Origin of the sequence: Archangium gephyra (genome assembly GCF_049060025.1) — a bacterium.
Classification (GTDB): Bacteria; Myxococcota; Myxococcia; order Myxococcales; family Myxococcaceae; genus Archangium; species Archangium gephyra_A.
The window spans coordinates 6,103,956-6,120,461 of the sequence record NZ_JBMEQQ010000002.1; the positions used below are offsets into that span (position 1 = coordinate 6,103,956).

13 protein-coding genes are annotated in these 16,506 nt (G+C 68.7%); 11 read left to right on the forward strand and 2 right to left on the reverse strand.

Features of this window, described 5'->3' with window-relative positions; translation table 11 throughout:
• Window positions 1–68: 68 nt before the first annotated feature.
• From ACN28I_RS26435 to ACN28I_RS26455, 5 genes are all read left to right on the forward strand, one after another.
• On the forward strand, window positions 69–1,793 hold the full coding sequence (locus ACN28I_RS26435) for a sensor histidine kinase (protein ID WP_420944709.1): 1,725 nt from the start codon (window positions 69–71) through the stop codon (window positions 1,791–1,793).
• A gap of 339 nt (window positions 1,794–2,132) precedes the next feature.
• Window positions 2,133–3,125, forward strand: coding sequence for a hypothetical protein (locus tag ACN28I_RS26440; RefSeq protein ID WP_420944710.1), 993 nt, complete (start codon window positions 2,133–2,135; stop codon window positions 3,123–3,125).
• 42 nt (window positions 3,126–3,167) lie between these two features.
• On the forward strand, window positions 3,168–4,586 hold the full coding sequence (locus ACN28I_RS26445) for a hypothetical protein (RefSeq protein ID WP_420944711.1): 1,419 nt from the start codon (window positions 3,168–3,170) through the stop codon (window positions 4,584–4,586).
• A 44-nt stretch (window positions 4,587–4,630) separates the two neighbouring features.
• Window positions 4,631–5,104, forward strand: a complete 474-nt coding sequence (locus ACN28I_RS26450) for an ankyrin repeat domain-containing protein (protein WP_420944712.1) — start codon at window positions 4,631–4,633, stop codon at window positions 5,102–5,104.
• A 212-nt stretch (window positions 5,105–5,316) separates the two neighbouring features.
• Window positions 5,317–5,859: a DUF2378 family protein gene (locus tag ACN28I_RS26455; protein ID WP_420948719.1), complete on the forward strand. Its 543-nt coding sequence runs from the start codon at window positions 5,317–5,319 to the stop codon at window positions 5,857–5,859.
• 91 nt (window positions 5,860–5,950) lie between these two features.
• Here the strand turns inward: ACN28I_RS26455 and ACN28I_RS26460 are convergent, their stop codons facing one another.
• A complete protein-coding gene (locus ACN28I_RS26460) occupies window positions 5,951–6,886 on the reverse strand; it encodes a hypothetical protein (RefSeq protein ID WP_420944713.1) in 936 nt (311 codons plus the stop codon).
• A 343-nt stretch (window positions 6,887–7,229) separates the two neighbouring features.
• Between ACN28I_RS26460 and ACN28I_RS26465 the strand changes: the two genes are divergently transcribed.
• Complete coding sequence (locus ACN28I_RS26465) at window positions 7,230–8,324, forward strand: hypothetical protein (RefSeq protein ID WP_420944714.1); 1,095 nt, start codon at window positions 7,230–7,232, stop codon at window positions 8,322–8,324.
• A gap of 164 nt (window positions 8,325–8,488) precedes the next feature.
• Window positions 8,489–9,760 (forward strand): hypothetical protein, encoded by a 1,272-nt coding sequence (locus ACN28I_RS26470; RefSeq protein ID WP_420944715.1) that lies wholly within the window; start codon window positions 8,489–8,491, stop codon window positions 9,758–9,760.
• Window positions 9,761–9,805: 45 nt separating this feature from the next.
• Here the strand turns inward: ACN28I_RS26470 and ACN28I_RS26475 are convergent, their stop codons facing one another.
• Entirely contained in the window at window positions 9,806–12,022 is a 2,217-nt protein-coding gene (locus ACN28I_RS26475; protein ID WP_420948720.1) for a protein kinase domain-containing protein, read from the reverse strand.
• Between the two features lie 427 nt (window positions 12,023–12,449).
• Between ACN28I_RS26475 and ACN28I_RS26480 the strand changes: the two genes are divergently transcribed.
• The 4 genes from ACN28I_RS26480 (at window position 12,450) to ACN28I_RS26495 (ending at window position 16,500) form a co-directional block, all read left to right on the forward strand.
• Window positions 12,450–14,102 (forward strand): ATP-binding cassette domain-containing protein, encoded by a 1,653-nt coding sequence (locus tag ACN28I_RS26480; RefSeq protein WP_420944716.1) that lies wholly within the window; start codon window positions 12,450–12,452, stop codon window positions 14,100–14,102.
• The gene (locus ACN28I_RS26485) at window positions 14,008–14,742 is read left to right on the forward strand and encodes an ABC transporter permease (protein ID WP_420948721.1); all 735 of its coding nucleotides are present in this window, start codon (window positions 14,008–14,010) and stop codon (window positions 14,740–14,742) included. The genes ACN28I_RS26480 and ACN28I_RS26485 overlap by 95 nt, the downstream gene beginning before the upstream one ends.
• 62 nt (window positions 14,743–14,804) lie before the next feature.
• Window positions 14,805–15,836: an ABC transporter substrate-binding protein gene (locus ACN28I_RS26490; protein ID WP_420944717.1), complete on the forward strand. Its 1,032-nt coding sequence runs from the start codon at window positions 14,805–14,807 to the stop codon at window positions 15,834–15,836.
• 178 nt (window positions 15,837–16,014) lie between these two features.
• Window positions 16,015–16,500 carry a hypothetical protein gene (locus ACN28I_RS26495; protein WP_420944718.1) on the forward strand — a complete coding sequence of 162 codons (486 nt, stop codon included), beginning with the start codon at window positions 16,015–16,017 and terminating at the stop codon, window positions 16,498–16,500.
• The last annotated feature ends 6 nt before the right edge of the window (window positions 16,501–16,506 follow it).

A 16,506-nucleotide genomic window follows, 5' to 3' on the forward strand; every position in this document is an offset into this window, starting at 1 on the left:
CGGCCGCGTGGTGCACCGCCAGCTCCTCCAGCGCGTGGCCACGCTCGGCGCCTCGCTGCCCGGCCTCCATGACGAGGAGGAGGTGCTCCGCCGCGTCTTCGAGGGCCTGGCCGAGCAGGAGCTTCTCCTACGGCTACCTCGTGCCGGACGGCGAGCGGGTGTGGCTGGGCCATGCCTTCGTGGCCACCGGTACCGCCGCGGGCGAGGCGCGCCTCACCGGCCAGCACCTGGTGGATGTGCCGGGCACCTGGAGCCCCATGCTGCTGCGGGCGTGGGCGGAGGGTTCTGCCTACGGGGAGGACTTCGCCCGGGAGACGGCCCAGTTCGTGGGCCCGGACTGGGCCGAGCCGGTGCGCACCCACCTGCTGCGCGTGGGGCCCCTGCGCTCCGTCTGCGTCCGCATCGACCAGGAGGGCAAGCCCCGGGCCCTGCTCGCGGTGGCCGCGGACTGGTTGAGCGAGGAGGAGCTGCCACCGTTGCGCCTCTTCGCCGCGCAGGTGTCCGCCGCCCTGGAGGCCGCGCGCACCATCTCCCGCCTGTCCACGCACAACACCGCGCTCACCGCCCTCAGCCGCCTGGCCGCCGTGGCCGCCACCGCCGCCGAGCCGCGCGCCTTCTTCGGGCCCGGCACCGAGGAGATCATCGGCCTGGTACACGGCTCCGCGGTGCTCATCCTGCTGCGCACCGAGGGCAGCGATGCGCTGGAGCTCGTCTGGCACCAGAACACCACCGACGAGGCGGTGCGGCCCTTCCGCCGGCTGCCCATCCACGGCAGCATGTCCGGCAAGGTCCTCGAGCTGGGCATCCCCATGGTGCTGCAGGCCGATGACTTCCCCGAGGCCGTGCGCGAGCACCTGCGCAAGCATGGCCGCGCCTCCGTGGCCATGGTGCCCCTGCAGGCCAGCTCGCGCATGGTGGGCACGCTCATCATCACCTTCGCCGAGCACCGCCTGCTGTCCGCCATGGAGCTGGAGACGCTCCAGGCCATGGGCTCCCACTTCGCCGCCGCCATCGAGTCCCACCGGCTCCTCCAGCAGGTGCGCGGGCGCGCCGAGGAGCTCGCCCGCCTCCACGCGGAGCTCAAGCACACCCAGCGCCAGCTCGTGGAGCACGAGCGGCTGGCCGCGCTCGGCGAGCTGTCCGCCGTGGTGGCCCACGAGGTGCGCAACCCCCTGGGCGCCATCTTCAACGCCCTGGCCACCCTGCGCCGCTTCGTCGAGCCCAAGGGGCCCGCCCCCGGCCTCGTCGCCATCGTCGAGGAGGAGGCCAACCGCCTCAACCGGATGGTGGAGGATCTGCTCGACTTCGCCCGCCCCTCCGCCCCCGAGTTCCACCCCGTCCCCCTGGCGCGCCTGCTCGAGGAGGCCGTGCGCACCGCGACGAGCGGCCAGTCCCGCGTCCGCGTGGAGTGGGCCCTGCGGCCGGACGTGCCGCCCGTGCCCGTGGACGAGCGGATGATCCGCCAGGCCTTCCTCAACCTCGCCCTCAACGCCGTGCAGGCCATGCCCCAGGGCGGCACGCTGCGCGTCGCCGCCTACCGCTGCACCGAGCAGCCCGGCGCCGTGGTGGAAGTCACCGACACCGGCTCCGGCATCCCCCCCGAGCTGCGCGGGCGCCTCTTCACCCCCTTCTTCACCACCAAGGCCACCGGCACCGGCCTGGGGCTCGCCATCGTCCAGCGCACCCTGGCTGCCCACGGCGGCCACGTCCACATCGACTCGCCCCCCGGCGGCGGCACCACCTTCCGGCTCACGCTGCCCCTCGGCCCCGAAGTGGAGACCCAGACCGGGTGACACGAAGGGAGATGGCGGGGATGCTCCCCTGCCTGCTCTCCTGTCTGCTTCCCAGACGAGCGTTCCGCACGCGGATCCAGTGTCGGGTTCCGCACGGTCCCGGGCCCGGGCAGAATCACTTTCAATCGCTTGTCAAGGAATTCCTCCGCCGCACCCTGGTCAGCGCTTCCCGGGCAGAGTAGAACGAACGAATCCCCAGGTACCGTTCCGTCGCTCGGCGTGGCCGGCACCCTGTCGCCGCCTGGGTGGAGTACCTCGAGAAGCCGGACCACGCACCGAGCCCCATCCCGTATCCCGGGAGGTGTCTTGATGCGCCGTCTGCTCGTAGGGAGTGTCGCAGTGTCCGCGCTGGCATGGGCGGGAGCCGCTCATGCCGAGGGAGAGTGTGGCTCGACGTCCGCCGGATGGAACGCGCCCAACGGCGCGGTGGTGTTCGACCGGAGCTTCGGCCCCATCCGCGACGTGCTGGATGCCATCGGCGAGTACCGCACGCACTCGATGCTCTCGCATGGCCCTGGAAGCACCGTCTCGCACGCCACCATGGCCAACCCCGCCCAGGCGCCCTGGCCCGGGGTGTGTACCAAGCCCATGAGCGGCTTCGATTTGCGCTACGGCTACCCGGGCCTGGAGCAGATCAACCAGGGCGGCATCTACATGTCCCTGTACGGCAAGGGCGGCCCCGAGTGGACCGGCTGGCAGCTCGGAGACCCCACCCAGGCGGCGCTGATTGGTGACTCCATCTGGTACAACCACGCGTACGTCAGCGACGTCTCGCGGATCGACTCCGGCCAGTACCTCGACCGGCCGGTGCGCAACGGCGCCCGCGTCAACTACTCGCTCTTCCAGTACCGCACGCTGGAGAGCGCCCACCTGATTCCCGGCAACGCGTCGAACAACGGGATGGTGTGCTCCACCTTCATGGCCTACGCGCACAACTACGCGGGCCGGGGCGTGGTGACGGCCCACACGTACTCGCACGAGCAGATCGCCAACGCGTCCAACTCGCTCTACACGGGCATCTACAACGAGTGCAAATCCTCGCTCGGCTGGTTCGTCGACGCGGCGCTCACCGTCGCCTGCCCCAGCTACAACGTGTGCGGCAACGCCGGCAACCAGGTGGCCAACTGCATGTCGGCCAACATGTGCGACACCTCCGACGGCCGCTACTGGAAGAGCGTGCGCGATGATCCCAACGCCACCGCGACCTCCATCAGCCCGGACCGCATCGGCGGCTGGGGCGTGCACCCCATCCACAACACCATCTGGGGCCCGGACTACACGCACCAGCTCCAGTGGAACTCGGGCGGCAACGTCTACGGCTGCTGGCAGTAACCCTTTCCGCATCGCTTCCACCCGCAGAGGAGCCCCACCCCGATGAGCCCGACCCCCGAGAACCGTTCCCAGCGGCCCTGGCGATGGGTGCTGCTGCTCGCCCTCCTCGCCCTCGGGGGCCTGGTGGGGTGGCTCCTCTCCCGGGAGCAGCCCGCGCAGGACGCCCCGGTGGCCCAGGCGCGGACCCGGACGCCTTCCTCCCAGGAGGAGGCGCCTTCCCCGGCGCTCGCCGCCGCGCCCACGCCTCCCGAGGCCGAAGCGCCCGCCGCCGCCGAGCCCGCTCCTCCCATCGTGGACGAAATCCTCGTGGAGAAGCAGGAGGTGTGCTCGGGCGAGGACAACCTCATCACCGTGCGCGCCCACACGCCGGATGGCAACGACGCCTACCTGCACTACACCGTGGGCGACGGCACCGGCCAGCGCATCCCCATCCGCGTCTGGCGCAACGACGCGGACGGCTCGTACGAGCTTCCGCGCGTCACCGTCTTCACCAAGAACAACGTCTCCGTCACCGTGCCCCTGCCGCCCTTCCAGGTGAAGGACTGCGAGCCCGAGCGGCTCATCCACGTGATGTCGCGGCGGCAGCCCAACTCCGAGGACGACTTCGAGTTCTTCGCGAAGCTGATGGAGCGGCCCGTCCGGCCCGGCCAGCCCGCGCCCAGGCCCTTCGTCCCCGTGCGCTTCGTGTGGACCTTCGACGACGAGGCGCCCGTGACGACCACCGGCCCCCTCGTCTCGCACTCCATGCTGAGCACCACCGGCGCCAGCAGCATGTACACCCAGCACCTCATCCGCGTGGACGCCTATGACGCCGAGGGCCGCAAGGAGACCGGCCGCTCCTCGCTCCAGGTGCTCAACACCTCCTTCGAGAACTTCGACAAGAAGGGCGTCGTCACCCTGCTCGCCGCGGGGACGCCGCGCTTCCCCGTGCTCGACTCCGACGGCGTGGTGCGGCAGACCTTCCGCCTCTACCACCGCTTCCGCGGGTCCGTGCGCATCACCCAGGTCAAGGCCCTCCGCTCCTTCCGCGGCAACGGCGAGGCCCCTCCTCCTCCCGAGCAGGTGGACGCCGTGTCGCTCCCCGTGAGCGAAGTCCCCGAAGGCAAGGGCACCGAGGTGAAGGTGTCCTTCGACACCAAGGCCGAGCCCGAGGTCTTCGCCATCACCTACGCGCTGGAGGGCGTCAGCGCCGACGGCCACCCCGCTCGGGGCACCTTCTCCGTCATGCGCCCGCCTCCCCGGCCCACCAAGGAGAACAGCACCCCCATCACCGACCCCGTCCTGCGCGCCAAGGTCAAACGCGCGCGCGAGCTCCTCCAGCAGGAGTACGTCACCGACGAGGACATCTTCCGCCTCGAGCGCGAGGGGAAGTTCGCCGATCTGAAGGTGGAGAAGCCCTCCGGCAACGTCGCTCCCGCCGCGGGCACGCTCAACGGGCGGCCGAGGAATCCCGCGCGGTAACACGGGCGGTGGCGTGGGCGGAGCGAACGCGCCATGCTCTGGCCATGTCCCTCTTCGATGCCGTGGCGGCCGGTGACCTGGCCCGCGTGGAGGCGCTGCTCGCGGGTGGCGCCGACCCCAACCCCTTCGACTCCGAAGGCCGTACCCCACTCATCCTCGCCGCCCAGGACGGTCACGAGGCGCTCGTGCGCACCCTGCTCGCCGGCGGCGCGGACCCCTCCCTCACCGACCGCATGGGCGAGTCCGCCCTCATCAAGGCCGCCGCGCATGAGCACGGCCGCGTCGCCTCCCTCCTCTACCCCCACGCCTCCGAGGACGACCAGGCCATGGCCCGCACGCTCCTGCGCGTGGGCACCGACTTCTTCAACCTCCCCCGCTCCCAGCCCGAGCCCCCGGACGACTTCCGCCGCAAGCTCGCCTCCGCCAGCGCCTACGTCTCCGACAAGCTCGGCGACTCCAACCCCGCCGAACGCCTCGAGCGCCTGCGCCGCGCGGAGAAGAACTCCAAGAAGCCCTGAACCTCCCGCCACAGGTTTTTCCCGAAATCGGGCCCCTGTGTCTGGTTTTCAACGCCCCTTCCGCCCAACACCGAACATCTCCCCCGGTGGGTTTCAGGCGGGCCACGGCATTCCGTGTCACCCTCGGTGTTGTTCGGTGCGGCCCTGTGGGTCGCAGGGTGCCACGTAGCCCCTCTTGTAGGGGCGCTCGCAACCGGGGGTCATGCATGATGATGGATGAGCGTGTGGTGTTCGGGAACACCTTTCACGGCCTCTTCCAGATTGCACTCCACGGAAGGCTCTCCACCGCGGCCCGAAGTGCTCTCGGGCGCATGGGCCTCCACGTCGACCGGCAACCGCTCCCCTTCTACCCGGCGTCCGTCTGGCGCCCCTCCCTCGACATCATCGTCCGCGACCTCTTCCCCGACCTGCACCTCGAGGAGGCCTACCGCCGGCTCGGCCAGAAGATGGTGACCGAGGTGAGTGAGACGGTGCTCGGCCGCGGCATGCTCGCGCTCGGACGAGCCCTCGGGCCGCGCCGGCTGCTCATGCGGATGAACCACAACTTCCGCAACGCCGACAACTACGTGCAGCTCCAGCTCAAGGAGCTGGCGCCCACCGCGTACGAGGTCCACATCAACGAGACCCTCGGCGTGCCCTCGTACTACCAGGGCATCATCGAGGCGGCGCTCGGAGCCTCCGGCGCCCGCGAGCCCCATGTGCACCCGGTGCGCCCCGAGGGCAGTGGGTGCACCTTCCGCGTCGAGTGGCACTGAGCAGGCGCGGCCGGGCCCCATGAAAAAGGGGAGGCCGCCTCTCAGCGCCTCCCCGGGGGACGGACGAACCGTCCTCAGTGACAGCCCACGCCTAGAACTGGTTGGCGCGCGCCTGCTCGAAGGGCACGCGGTGCTTCAGGTACATGTCCTGGAGGCTGTGGTTGCCGATGACGTTGAGGCCGCCGTCACCGAAGCGGTGGATGACCGCGTCCTTGCCCGCCTTCTTGATGAAGGTGAGCGGATCCACGCTGCCGCCGAGGCCCGTGACCGTGGGGACCATGTCGCGGTTGTTGATGTAGTGCACGTACTTGGGGCCGTCCGGGTAGGTGGCCGCGGCCGCCCCGAAGGTCTCCACGTTCAGCTTGCTCATCACCTTCTCGGTGTCCGCCTTGGACAACCCATCTTCGATGCGCAGCCGGTTGTAGACATCCTTGAGCGCGCGGCTGGTGATGAGACCGCCCTGGCTGTAGCCCATCAGGTGCACGTCGCGGCCGGCCTTGAGCTCCGAGTAGACGGTGTCGGCCAGCGTGTCCACGGCCGGGTTGGTGCCCTTGTCCAGCTTGTCCTTCACGCACTGGGCCAGGTCGGAGATGAAGCCCTCGGTGGAGTTGTGGATGCCGATGGCCTTGGCGTTCGTCCTGTCGGCGATGGCCTGGAGGTCGCTGGACTGACCCGCCTTGTCCGTCATGATGCCGTTGACGTAGATGACCGTCTTGGCCGGGTTGGGGTTGTTGCGCGGGGTGACGCCCGGGATGTCGCTCAGCGACGTGCCCGGCGGGAACGTCTGGCCGCCGGCGCCCACGAACTGGCCGTCGAACACCTTGTCCTTGGGCTTGCTGCCACCCAGCAGGCTCGCCGACACCTGACGCGCGGGACCCGCCTCGAAGGTGTCCCCACCCTGCTTCGCGACCTTGGCGCTGTCGGCCTTCACGGTGTTCACCGCCGGGGCCACGGTCGGCTGGGCCTTCTCGACGGTCTGGCGGCCGAGCTGGGCCAGCGGGTTGCGGTTGCGATCAATGGAGGTCATGGGGCTCCTGCGAAGTCTCGTGTGAAATCCGTTGATCCATTCTCCCATGGACCCGTGTGGAAGTTGCGTACCCCCCTCATTTTTCCGGGTGGAGCGGCGGATCAGGATGCTGGGGGCCAGGACATCCACGTCCTTCCACTTCCTGAGAACAGGAAAACCAGGAGAGCGGCGCGTCTTCCGTCACCGGCCGGCTGCGGCAAAGGCACTCGTGTCCGCCCACGTGCTCGATGCACGTATGCGCGCCGGTGGAGCGCCCAGAAGCGCCGCTCATTTCGAGGTACGGCATGATCTTTGAGCGTCCGGGGCCTCGGGATAACGTTCCTCGAAAGGGAGCCATCGTTACGTGAGAGAGAAATCCGGAAGGTCTGCCGTTCAAGGCGCATGGCTCCTTGTCCTGGCGGCCCTGGTCCTTCCCTTCGCCGCGCGCGCCGCGAACGAAGGCGAGATCCACAACTACATCAGGTCGATCAACCGCCTGTACGAAAGCCTTGATTACGAGTTCGCGCTCGACCAGCTCCAACTCGCCCGCAAACTGCCTCGCGGAACGGACGAAGAGGTCACCCTCTCCCTCTATGAAGGCATCATCCTGTGCGAGATGGGCAAGCAAAAGCCGGGGGCTTCCAGCTTCAGAGTCGCCCTGCTGCTGAGGCCCGACGCGGAACTGCCCGTGCAGGTCGCCCCCAAGGTCGAGGCCCTCTTCGAGTCCATGCGGAATCAGGTGAAACAGGAGATGGCTTCCCGCCTCCCGCAGCCCGAAACGGAGAACCCGTCGGTCCAGACCGGGCAGGAACGGGAGGAAGAACCCACACCGCCTGCTATGGCCGAGAGGGAGAGCCCTACACCCGCCAAGGACACGTCAACACCTGGGCCTCAGCAGGACAGCCACGCGGACAAGGACCCAATACATCCGTCCGTGCCCCAGGAGGAACTCAGCAGCGAACGGCTCATGCGGCGGCGGCTGCGCCTCCAGGACAAGTTCCTCCAAAGTGACGCCCCCTCCAAACTGGTTCCCCTCCGGGAACTCGACAAGATTGCCCAGCACATCCGGGCGGCTCACACACCCGACTCACTGCGGGAAGCAGCGCAGGCCCTCGACGACTGGCAGCAGCGGCACCTCCCCCCGCTGCGGACCGCAGAGCCCGCCAGTCGAGACGTCGAAGCGGGCCCCAGCCCCACGGAACTGAAACAAGAAAGCCACGCGGACGAAGACCTGATGCCTTCGTCCGTGGGCCAGGAAGAACTCAGCAGCGAACGGCTCATGCAACGGCTCCTCCGCCTCCAGGAGAGGTTCCTCCAAAGCGACGCCCCCTCCAAACGAGTTCCCCTCAAGAAACTCGACAAGCTTGCCCAGCACATCCGGGCGGCACAAACACCCGAGTCGCTGCAGGAAGCGGCGCAAGCCCTCGACGACTGGCAGCAGCGGCATCTCCACCAATGAATCCGTAACTCCCGGAGTGAGGACACGGGCTCGATGCCTGCCTGCTCACCCGCGAGCCCGTGGCGCATCCACACCAGCGGAGTGCCTCTCACCTCGAGGCAAAGCGCGCTCTTTGCCCACCCAGGGCTTCGGGATAACATCTCACGAAAGGGAGTCATCGTTACGTGAGAGAGAATTCCGGAAGGTCCGCCGTTCAAGGCGCATGGCTCCTTGTCCTGGCGGCCCTGGTCCTTCCCTTCGCCGCGCGCGCCGCGAACGAAGGCGAGATCCACAACTACATCAGGTCGATCAACCGCCTGTACGAAAGCCTTGATTACGAGCTCGCGCTCAACCAGCTCCAACTCGCCCGCAAACTGCCTCGCGGAACGGACGAAGAGGTCACCCTCTCCCTCTATGAAGGCATCATCCTGTGCGAGATGGGCAAGCAAAAGCCGGGGGCTTCCAGCTTCAGGGCCGCCCTGCTGCTGAGGCCGGATGCGAAACTGCCCGTACAGGTCGCGCCCAAGGTCGAGGCCCTCTTCGAGTCCGTGCGGAAGCAGGTGAAGCAGGAGGTGGATTCTCTCCGCCCGCCGAGCGGAACGGAGAAACTGTCAGTCCAGACCGAGCAGAACCGGAAGACACCTCCCGCCCCGCCAGCAACCGGGCCTGCCCCGGAGACGCGTGAGGAAGTGAAGGTCGCGCAGCCACCGAAGAAGGAATCACCGTCGAGCGTGGTGGAGTCCAAGGCTGCACCCATCACCCATGCACCGAGTGCTCCGAAGGTAGTGCAGGCGAAGGAGGAACCTGCTGCCCTGGTTGCCGAACAACCTGTCAATCCACCGGACTGCAAGCCTGAGCCTATTCCATCGGGTCAGAACCCAAAGGAGAGGAAGCTGTCGCGGCTCATCCATATGAAGCACACGCTCTGTCTGAGCGGCAAATTCCAGGGTCTCGCCTCCAAAAAATGGATGGATTTGAAGACCCAGATGGAGGACGCGACAACCAGCCACGAGTGGATGCTCATCACTCAGGGGATCGACCAGTTCGCCAATGAGTTCATTTATGAGGACCCACGCTGGGAGGCAGAGCGGCGGGAGGCGAAGCGACTGGAAGCGGAGCGGCGGAACGCAGAGGTGGAGTTGACGGAAGCGGAGCGGCTGGCGGCGAAGCAGCGGGAAGCGGAGCGCGTCCTGATCAAGAAGAAGCTCAGCGAGGCCGCGAATCTGGATACGTCCAAGTGCCAGCCTGCTGGCAGTGTCGACTGCGAACGCGAGCTGCTCATGCAGCGGCTCCGCACCGTTCAGAAGGTCTTCCTGAGCACGAATCCGCCCTCCACACTTCCTCCGCTCAGGGAACTCGTGGCGATTGGCAATGAGATCCGGGCTGCCCGCACCAGCGAGCAACTGGGGGAAGCCGCGCATGCCATCAATAGCTGGGAGCAGCGGCACTTCCCCTAGTGAATCAGCGCGTCCCAGGGTGAGGGCGGCCTTCCCGTGTCCGCCTCACTCCTCAAGGAGGTTGACCCTGACGATCGTGGTCTCCCCACTCACCACCCGGACGCTCTGGATCACCGTCTTCGGAATGCTCTCGTTGACGAACTTCACGGTGTAGTGGCCCTCCAGCAACGCCACAGGCTCCATGGGCGTGTCGCCCAACAGCTTTCCGCTCAAAAAGACGGTGGCGTAGGGCCGAACACGGAACTCAAGGAGCCCCTTCGAAACGGACATGGAGGACGACACCTTGGATGGACGCTTGCTCCTCCCGGGAACGCTCGGGCGCGAAGGGCGTTCGTTCTTGGAGGTGTCGGGCTCGGGTGCCTGACCCGCGGCCTGGAGCGGGGCATCCTCCGGAGCGACTCCTGCGTCCTGAGGCGCGGCGGCAGAGGCACCTTCGAGAGGTTCCGGGGGCCGCACCTCGGAACCGCCATCCGTGGGCGGCGCAGGGGTCGCGGAGGCAGGGGGCTCGTCCGGAGAAGCCTCCTGGACAGAAGACTCGTCCTGAGGCGGCGTCGCGGGGGATGGCGCCACCTTGGCCATGGGCGCCGGTTTCTGGGGCGGTGGTGTGGAGGAAGCCTTCCGCCACAGCACGACGCCCCCTCCCCCCGCGATGAGCACGCACGCAACAAGGGTAACAGCCCACTTGCCCCCGCGCCGGGACTCCTTGGGCTTCCGCTGCGCCGAGAGCACCTCCATGGAGGGCCGCTGGACTCGTGGCAGCGGACGGATGTCCGGGGCTGCCGGGCGTTCGGAGGGGGACTCGGGTGAGACCTCTTTCAAGGCCTGGGGCTTGCGCAGCTGCACCGCCTGCGGTGCATCGGAGACCGCCACTTTCCGCTTCTCAGCCTGAGGCGGGTGCTGCTGCACCGCCTGCGGTGCATCGGGGGCCGCCACATCCGTCTTCTCGGCTTGAGGCGGGTACAGCTTCACCGTCTGGAGCGCATCGGAGGCCGCTACCTCCGTCTTCTCAGCCTGAGGCGGGTACAGCTTCACCGTCTGGGGCGCATCGGAGGCCGCCACATCCTGCGTCTCGGCTTGAGGCGGGTGCTGCTGCACCGCCTGCGGTGCATCGGAGGCCACCACATCCGTCGTCTCAGCCTGGGGCGGGTACAGCTTCACCGTCTGGGGCGCATCGGGGGCCGTCACATCCGTCTTCTCGGCCTGAGGCTTGCGCAGCTCCACCGTCCGGGGCGCATCGGGGGCCGTCACATCCGTCTTCTCGGCCTGAGGCTTACGCAGCGGCACCGTCCGGGGCGCATCGGAGCCCGTCACATCCGTCCGCACCTCGGCGGGAACAGGCGTGTGGACGGGGGTGACCGAGGGCGTGGGTCCACTGCGCGGCGAGCCCGGCAGGGACGCCGGTTCGGGAACCTGGGCGATCAGCTGGGCGATCTGCTGCGTCGTCACGGGCTTGCCGGCCGAGAGGATGAAGTCCTCCAGGTCCGACTGGAACGCGTGGCAGTCCGGGTAGCGCTGCTCGCGGTCCTTGGCGATCGCCCGGCCCAGGATGCGCCGCAAGGAGTCGGGCAGCTCCGGCCGGAACTGCACCGCGGGCATGGGGGATTGGAAGAGGATGGCCCGCATCAGGCCGACGTCGGACTCGGACTCGAAGGGCTTGTGGCCCGTGAGCAGTTCGTAGAGGACAACGCCGAGCGCGTACACGTCCACCCGCCGGTCCAGGGACTCGGCGCGGACCTGCTCCGGAGGCATGTACGAAAGCTTGCCCTTGATGACACCACTGGCGGTCTTGTGCGCCTGTCCGGCCGCCTTGGCGATGCCGAAGTCCACCACCTTCACCGCGCCTTGCTTGGACAGCAGGATGTTGTCCGGGCTGATGTCGCGGTGGATGAGTCCCAGCGCCTCTCCGGTCTCCGGCTCGGTGAAGTCATGGGCGAAGGCCAGGCCCTCGCACGCATGGGAGACGAGCCGGGCACACATCGCCAGTGGCAGCTCCAGGCCCTGCGCCGAGGCGCGCTTGATGAGCGTGCGCAGGCTGGGCCCGTCGATGTACTCCATGGCCAGGAAGTACGTGCCGTTGGCCTCACCGAAATCGAAGATCTGCACGACGTGGGGATGGGTGAGCTGAGCGGCCAGCTTCGCCTCGGAGAGGAACATCTCCACGAAGGCGGTCTCCTCGGCCAGGTGCGGCAGGATGCGCTTGAGCACCAGCGTCTTCTCGAAGCCCATGGGGCCCGCGGCCTTGGCGAGAAACACCTCGGCCATGCCGCCGGTGGCGAGCTTGCGGATCAACTGGTACTTGCCAACTTGCTGCGTCACGAACCGTCTCCTCCACAGGCCGGGCCAGGCACTCCCGCCAGGGTGCTCCCGTCCTGCCGTCGCGCGGGGCGAAAGTGACACAGAATCCAGGCACAAGCGAACCTGGGAATCGCGTAGGGCCGCTTCGACCGGGCCTCCCGGCCACACGCCCCTTCCTCACTCTGAGTGCAGGTGGCGCTGGGGAGGACAGCCGGGCAGGCAACCGCCCCTTCTCTCCCAGGCACGAACCGGGCCCCTCCCCGGCGGCTCCCCCCCACCTTGGCTGTTGGAGGTGCCATCCCCACCTTCATCGGGCCTCACCCGCCCTGAGGTCCGATTGAAGGGCGGAAGGAGAGCAACAATGGAACGCAGCCCACCGACCGGATGGCAGGCGATGGACGCTGCTCTCGCACCCGAGCCCGATGCCTCCGTCCCGCCTCGTGCCCTCTCCCTGAGGCAATTCATCCTGCGCCTGCGCGAGGCCAATGCCCGCGGCGGGGCCCAGGCCATCGAGGAGGTGCTGCGGCAGGGCCAGCTCCACCGGCGGGCCGTGGAACCCTTCGCCCTGCTGCAAGAGGGGCGCTACACCCGCACGCTGGTGTACCGGGACGAGGACCTGGAGGTGCTCGTGCTGGGCTGGGGCCGCAACGCGCGCGCCCCCATCCACGGGCACGACGGCCAGGAGTGTTTCCTGATGACCGTCGCGGGCGAGCTCGAGATCGCCGACTACCGCCTGGTGGCGGGCGGACAGGAGCCCGGCTACGCGCTCGTCGAGCGCATGGGCCCCCGCCGCACGCTGCTGCCCGGTGCCATGGACCACCGCAACCCCGAGACGGAGCTGCACTCGGTGCGCACGGGCGGGCGCAGCGGCTTCGCCATCTCGTTGCATGTGTATTCCCGCCCCATCGACAACTGCCTCGTCTACGACCCGCGCCGCTCCAGTTGCGAGCTGCGCCAACTCCGTTACGACCGTGTCATGCGCCTCGCCGACCCGACCGCCCAGCCCGCTGCTCCCAAGAAGGCCGGGCCTCGCCCCGGACGATTCACCCGCCTCTGGCGCTCGCTCTTCCGGCGCGTGCGGGAGGTGAAGGAGACGGTGAAGGAGACGCTCGTCCCCGCCCTCGTCGGTGAGGAGTCGGCGAAGATCGCCGTCAAACGGGTGGAGCACCACTACGCCAACAAGGTGGTGGCGCTCCAGGACGTCAACCTCAACATCCGCTCCGGCGAGTTCGTGTGCCTGCTGGGGCCCTCGGGCTGCGGCAAGTCCACCCTGCTGTACGCGCTGGCGGGACAGATTTCCCCCACCGGCGGGCAGGTGCGCATCGACGGCAAGCCCATCACCGGACCGGGGCCGGACCGGCTGCTCATGTTCCAGGAGTCGGCGCTCTTCCCCTGGCTGTCGGTGCGGCAGAACATCGAGTTCGTGCTCGCCGCCCGGGGCCTGTCGCGGGCCGAGCGCTCCGAGCGCGCGCGCCGCTTCATCCGCTACGTGCAACTGGACGGCTTCGCGGACGCGATGCCGCACGAGCTGTCGGGCGGAATGAAGATGCGCACGGCGCTCGCCCGGGCGCTGGCGGTGGACTCGCCGGTGCTGCTGATGGACGAGCCCTTCGGCTCGCTGGACGCGCAGACACGCCTGCACATGCACGAGTTGCTGCAGCGGGTGTGGCTGGAGACGCGCAAGACGATCGTCTTCGTCACCCATGACGTGACGGAGGCGCTGGTGCTGGCCAACCGGGTGGTGGTGATGGCACCGCGGCCCGGCCGCATCCTGAGGGACCTCGAGGTGCGGCTGCCCATGCCGCGAGGCCCCGATGACGTGGCGCTGGTGGGCCTGGCGCGGCAGATCCGCGCCATGCTCCGCGAGAGTGAATCCATGAGCGCGGCCGGCACGGGCGCCCGGGCAGAACGAGGGACACACCATGAAGGCGTGGCATCTGGGACAGAAGCTGCTGTTCCTCGCGGGACTGCTCGCGGCGTGGGAGCTGCTGGCCCGGTTCGGCCCCTGGCCGCACCACCTGTTCCCGGGCCCGAGGGCGGTCACTGAGAGCCTCGTCGCCATGGCGCGCGATGGCCGGCTGTGGGACGGCATCACGCGCTCGCTGGGACGGCTCGCGCAGGGCTATGCCCTCTCCGTGCTCATCGGCGTGCCGCTGGGCGTCCTCCTGGGACGGGTGAAGTTCATCCGGCGGCTGCTGCGCCCGCTGGTGGTGGGCCTGCAGGCGCTGCCCTCCATCTGCTGGCTGCCCCTGGCGCTGCTGTGGTTCGGCCTCACCGAGACGTCCATCATCTTCGTGGTGGTGATGGGCTCGGTGCTGGCCATCGCCATCGCGGTGGAGGACGGCATCATGGGCGTGGACCCCCTGCTGTTGCGCGTGGCCTCCACGTACGGCATCCGCGGAGCGCGCTTCTACGGGGGCGTGCTGCTGCCCGCGGCGCTGCCCGGCATCGTCACCGGCCTCAAGCTGGGGTGGAGCTTCGCCTGGAGGGCCCTCATGGCCGGCGAGCTGCTCTACGTGTCCGGCGGCCTCGGCCAGTTGCTCACCATGGGCCGCGAGCTGATGGAGATTCCCCAGGTGATGGCGGTGATGGTCTGCATCATCGCCGTGGGCACCCTCATCGACCGCGTCCTCTTCCAGACGGTGGAGCTGCGCGTGCGCCGCCGCTGGGGATTGGCGCAGGGCTGACAGAAGCCTCGTACCCCGGGTCATGTGCGGCGGGCCCCGACCCGCCCCACCCTTGCCGCCATATGCGTCTCGGGTTCCTCGTGGTGGGGCTCACCGCCCTGTGTCTGGCGGCGAGCGGGTGCAAGAAGGAGCAGTCCGGGGAGGGCACGGCGAAGCAGGGCGTGAAGGAGCAACGGCCGCTGCGCATGGGCTTCTTCCCCAACATCACCCACGGACAGGCCCTGGTGGGCAACGCCTCGGGCGCCTTCCAGCAGGCCGTCCCCGGCATCGAGATGAAGATGTTCAACGCGGGACCGGCGGCCATGGAGGCACTCAGCGCGGGCTCGCTGGACGTCTCGTACGTGGGCACCGGGCCCGCCATCAACACCTTCCTCAAGGGCGGGCGGGAGCTGCGCGTCATCGCCGCGGCGGCCGACAGCGGCGCGGTGCTGGTGACGAAGACGGCGCGCACCCCGGCCGAGCTCAAGGGCAAGACGCTGGGCACGCCCCAGCTCGGCAACACCCAGGACATCGCGCTGCGGCACTGGCTGGGCCAGCAGGGCCTGAAGGTGGGGCAGGACGTCACCGTCACCCCGCTGTCCAACCCGGACATCCTCGGCCTCTTCCTCAACGGAAGAATCGAAGGCGCCTGGGTGCCCGAGCCGTGGGGCGCGCGCATGGTGGCCGAAGGCGGTGGCCACATCCTCGTGGACGAGCGCGACCTGTGGCCGGAGCGGCGCTTCCACACCACGGTGCTCGTCACCACCCAGAAGACGCTGAAGGAGCGGCCCGAGCAGCTCAAACAACTGCTGCGCGCCCACGTGGAGCTCACGCGTCAGTGGCAGCAGCAGCCCGACACCTTCATCTCGCGCGTCAACGAGGCCTTCGGCAAGGTGACCGGGCACCCCATCTCCGAGCCCATATTGAAGGACGCCTTCTCCCGGCTGCAGCCCGCGCTGGAGGTGACGCCTGGCCAGTTGCAGCAGGCCGCCGAGCACGCGCGGCAGCTCGGCTTCATCGCCAGCTCCGATCTCTCGGGCATGGTGGATGACTCGCTCCTGCGCGAGGTGATGGGCTCGCAGGGCCCGCCCGCACCGCGGGACGCGGGGCCCTGACGGCGCCCACCAGCCAGGAGAGCGGAGGCATGCCTGTCTACCTCGTTGGTAGACATACGACCGGCAACGCCCCGGGTAAGACGGTACCCGCCGTTCACGAATGACCCGGGACAGCCGCCGGCCTTCCCTCGGAACGAGGGTGGAGCTGTGCTGGCCCCGGGCTTGCTGTCATGGGTGCATGGTTTCACCCCCGTCCGCCAAACACCCCGCCTCCGGCTTCACCTTCGACGACTCGCTGTGGCCGCTGCTCATCATCCACTTCTCGGGCAATCCCTCCCGGGCCGAGCTGGAGACGTACCTGGCGAAGCGGCTCGAGTACATGCAGCGCAACGAGCCCCATGTTCTCCTCTACGACACGCGCAATGCGCGCATGCTGAACAACGAGCTGAGCCAACGGCATGTGGCGTGGATGAAGGAGCATGACGCGCTCCGCCGCCAGACGGTGATGGCCAGCGTCGTCGTCATCACCTCGCCCGTCATCCGGCTGACGGCGAGCGCCATCCTCCACTTCTGGCCGGCGAAGACGCCGTACCACTTCTGCTCCAACCTGCCCGAGGCCGTGCGGTGGGCGGCGGACTGGCTGCAGAAGGCCGGTCATCACGCCCAGGCCAACCTCGTCCGCCAGCGCTACGCCTCGCATGCGAGCAGGCCCCCGGGGTCCTGATCGCCA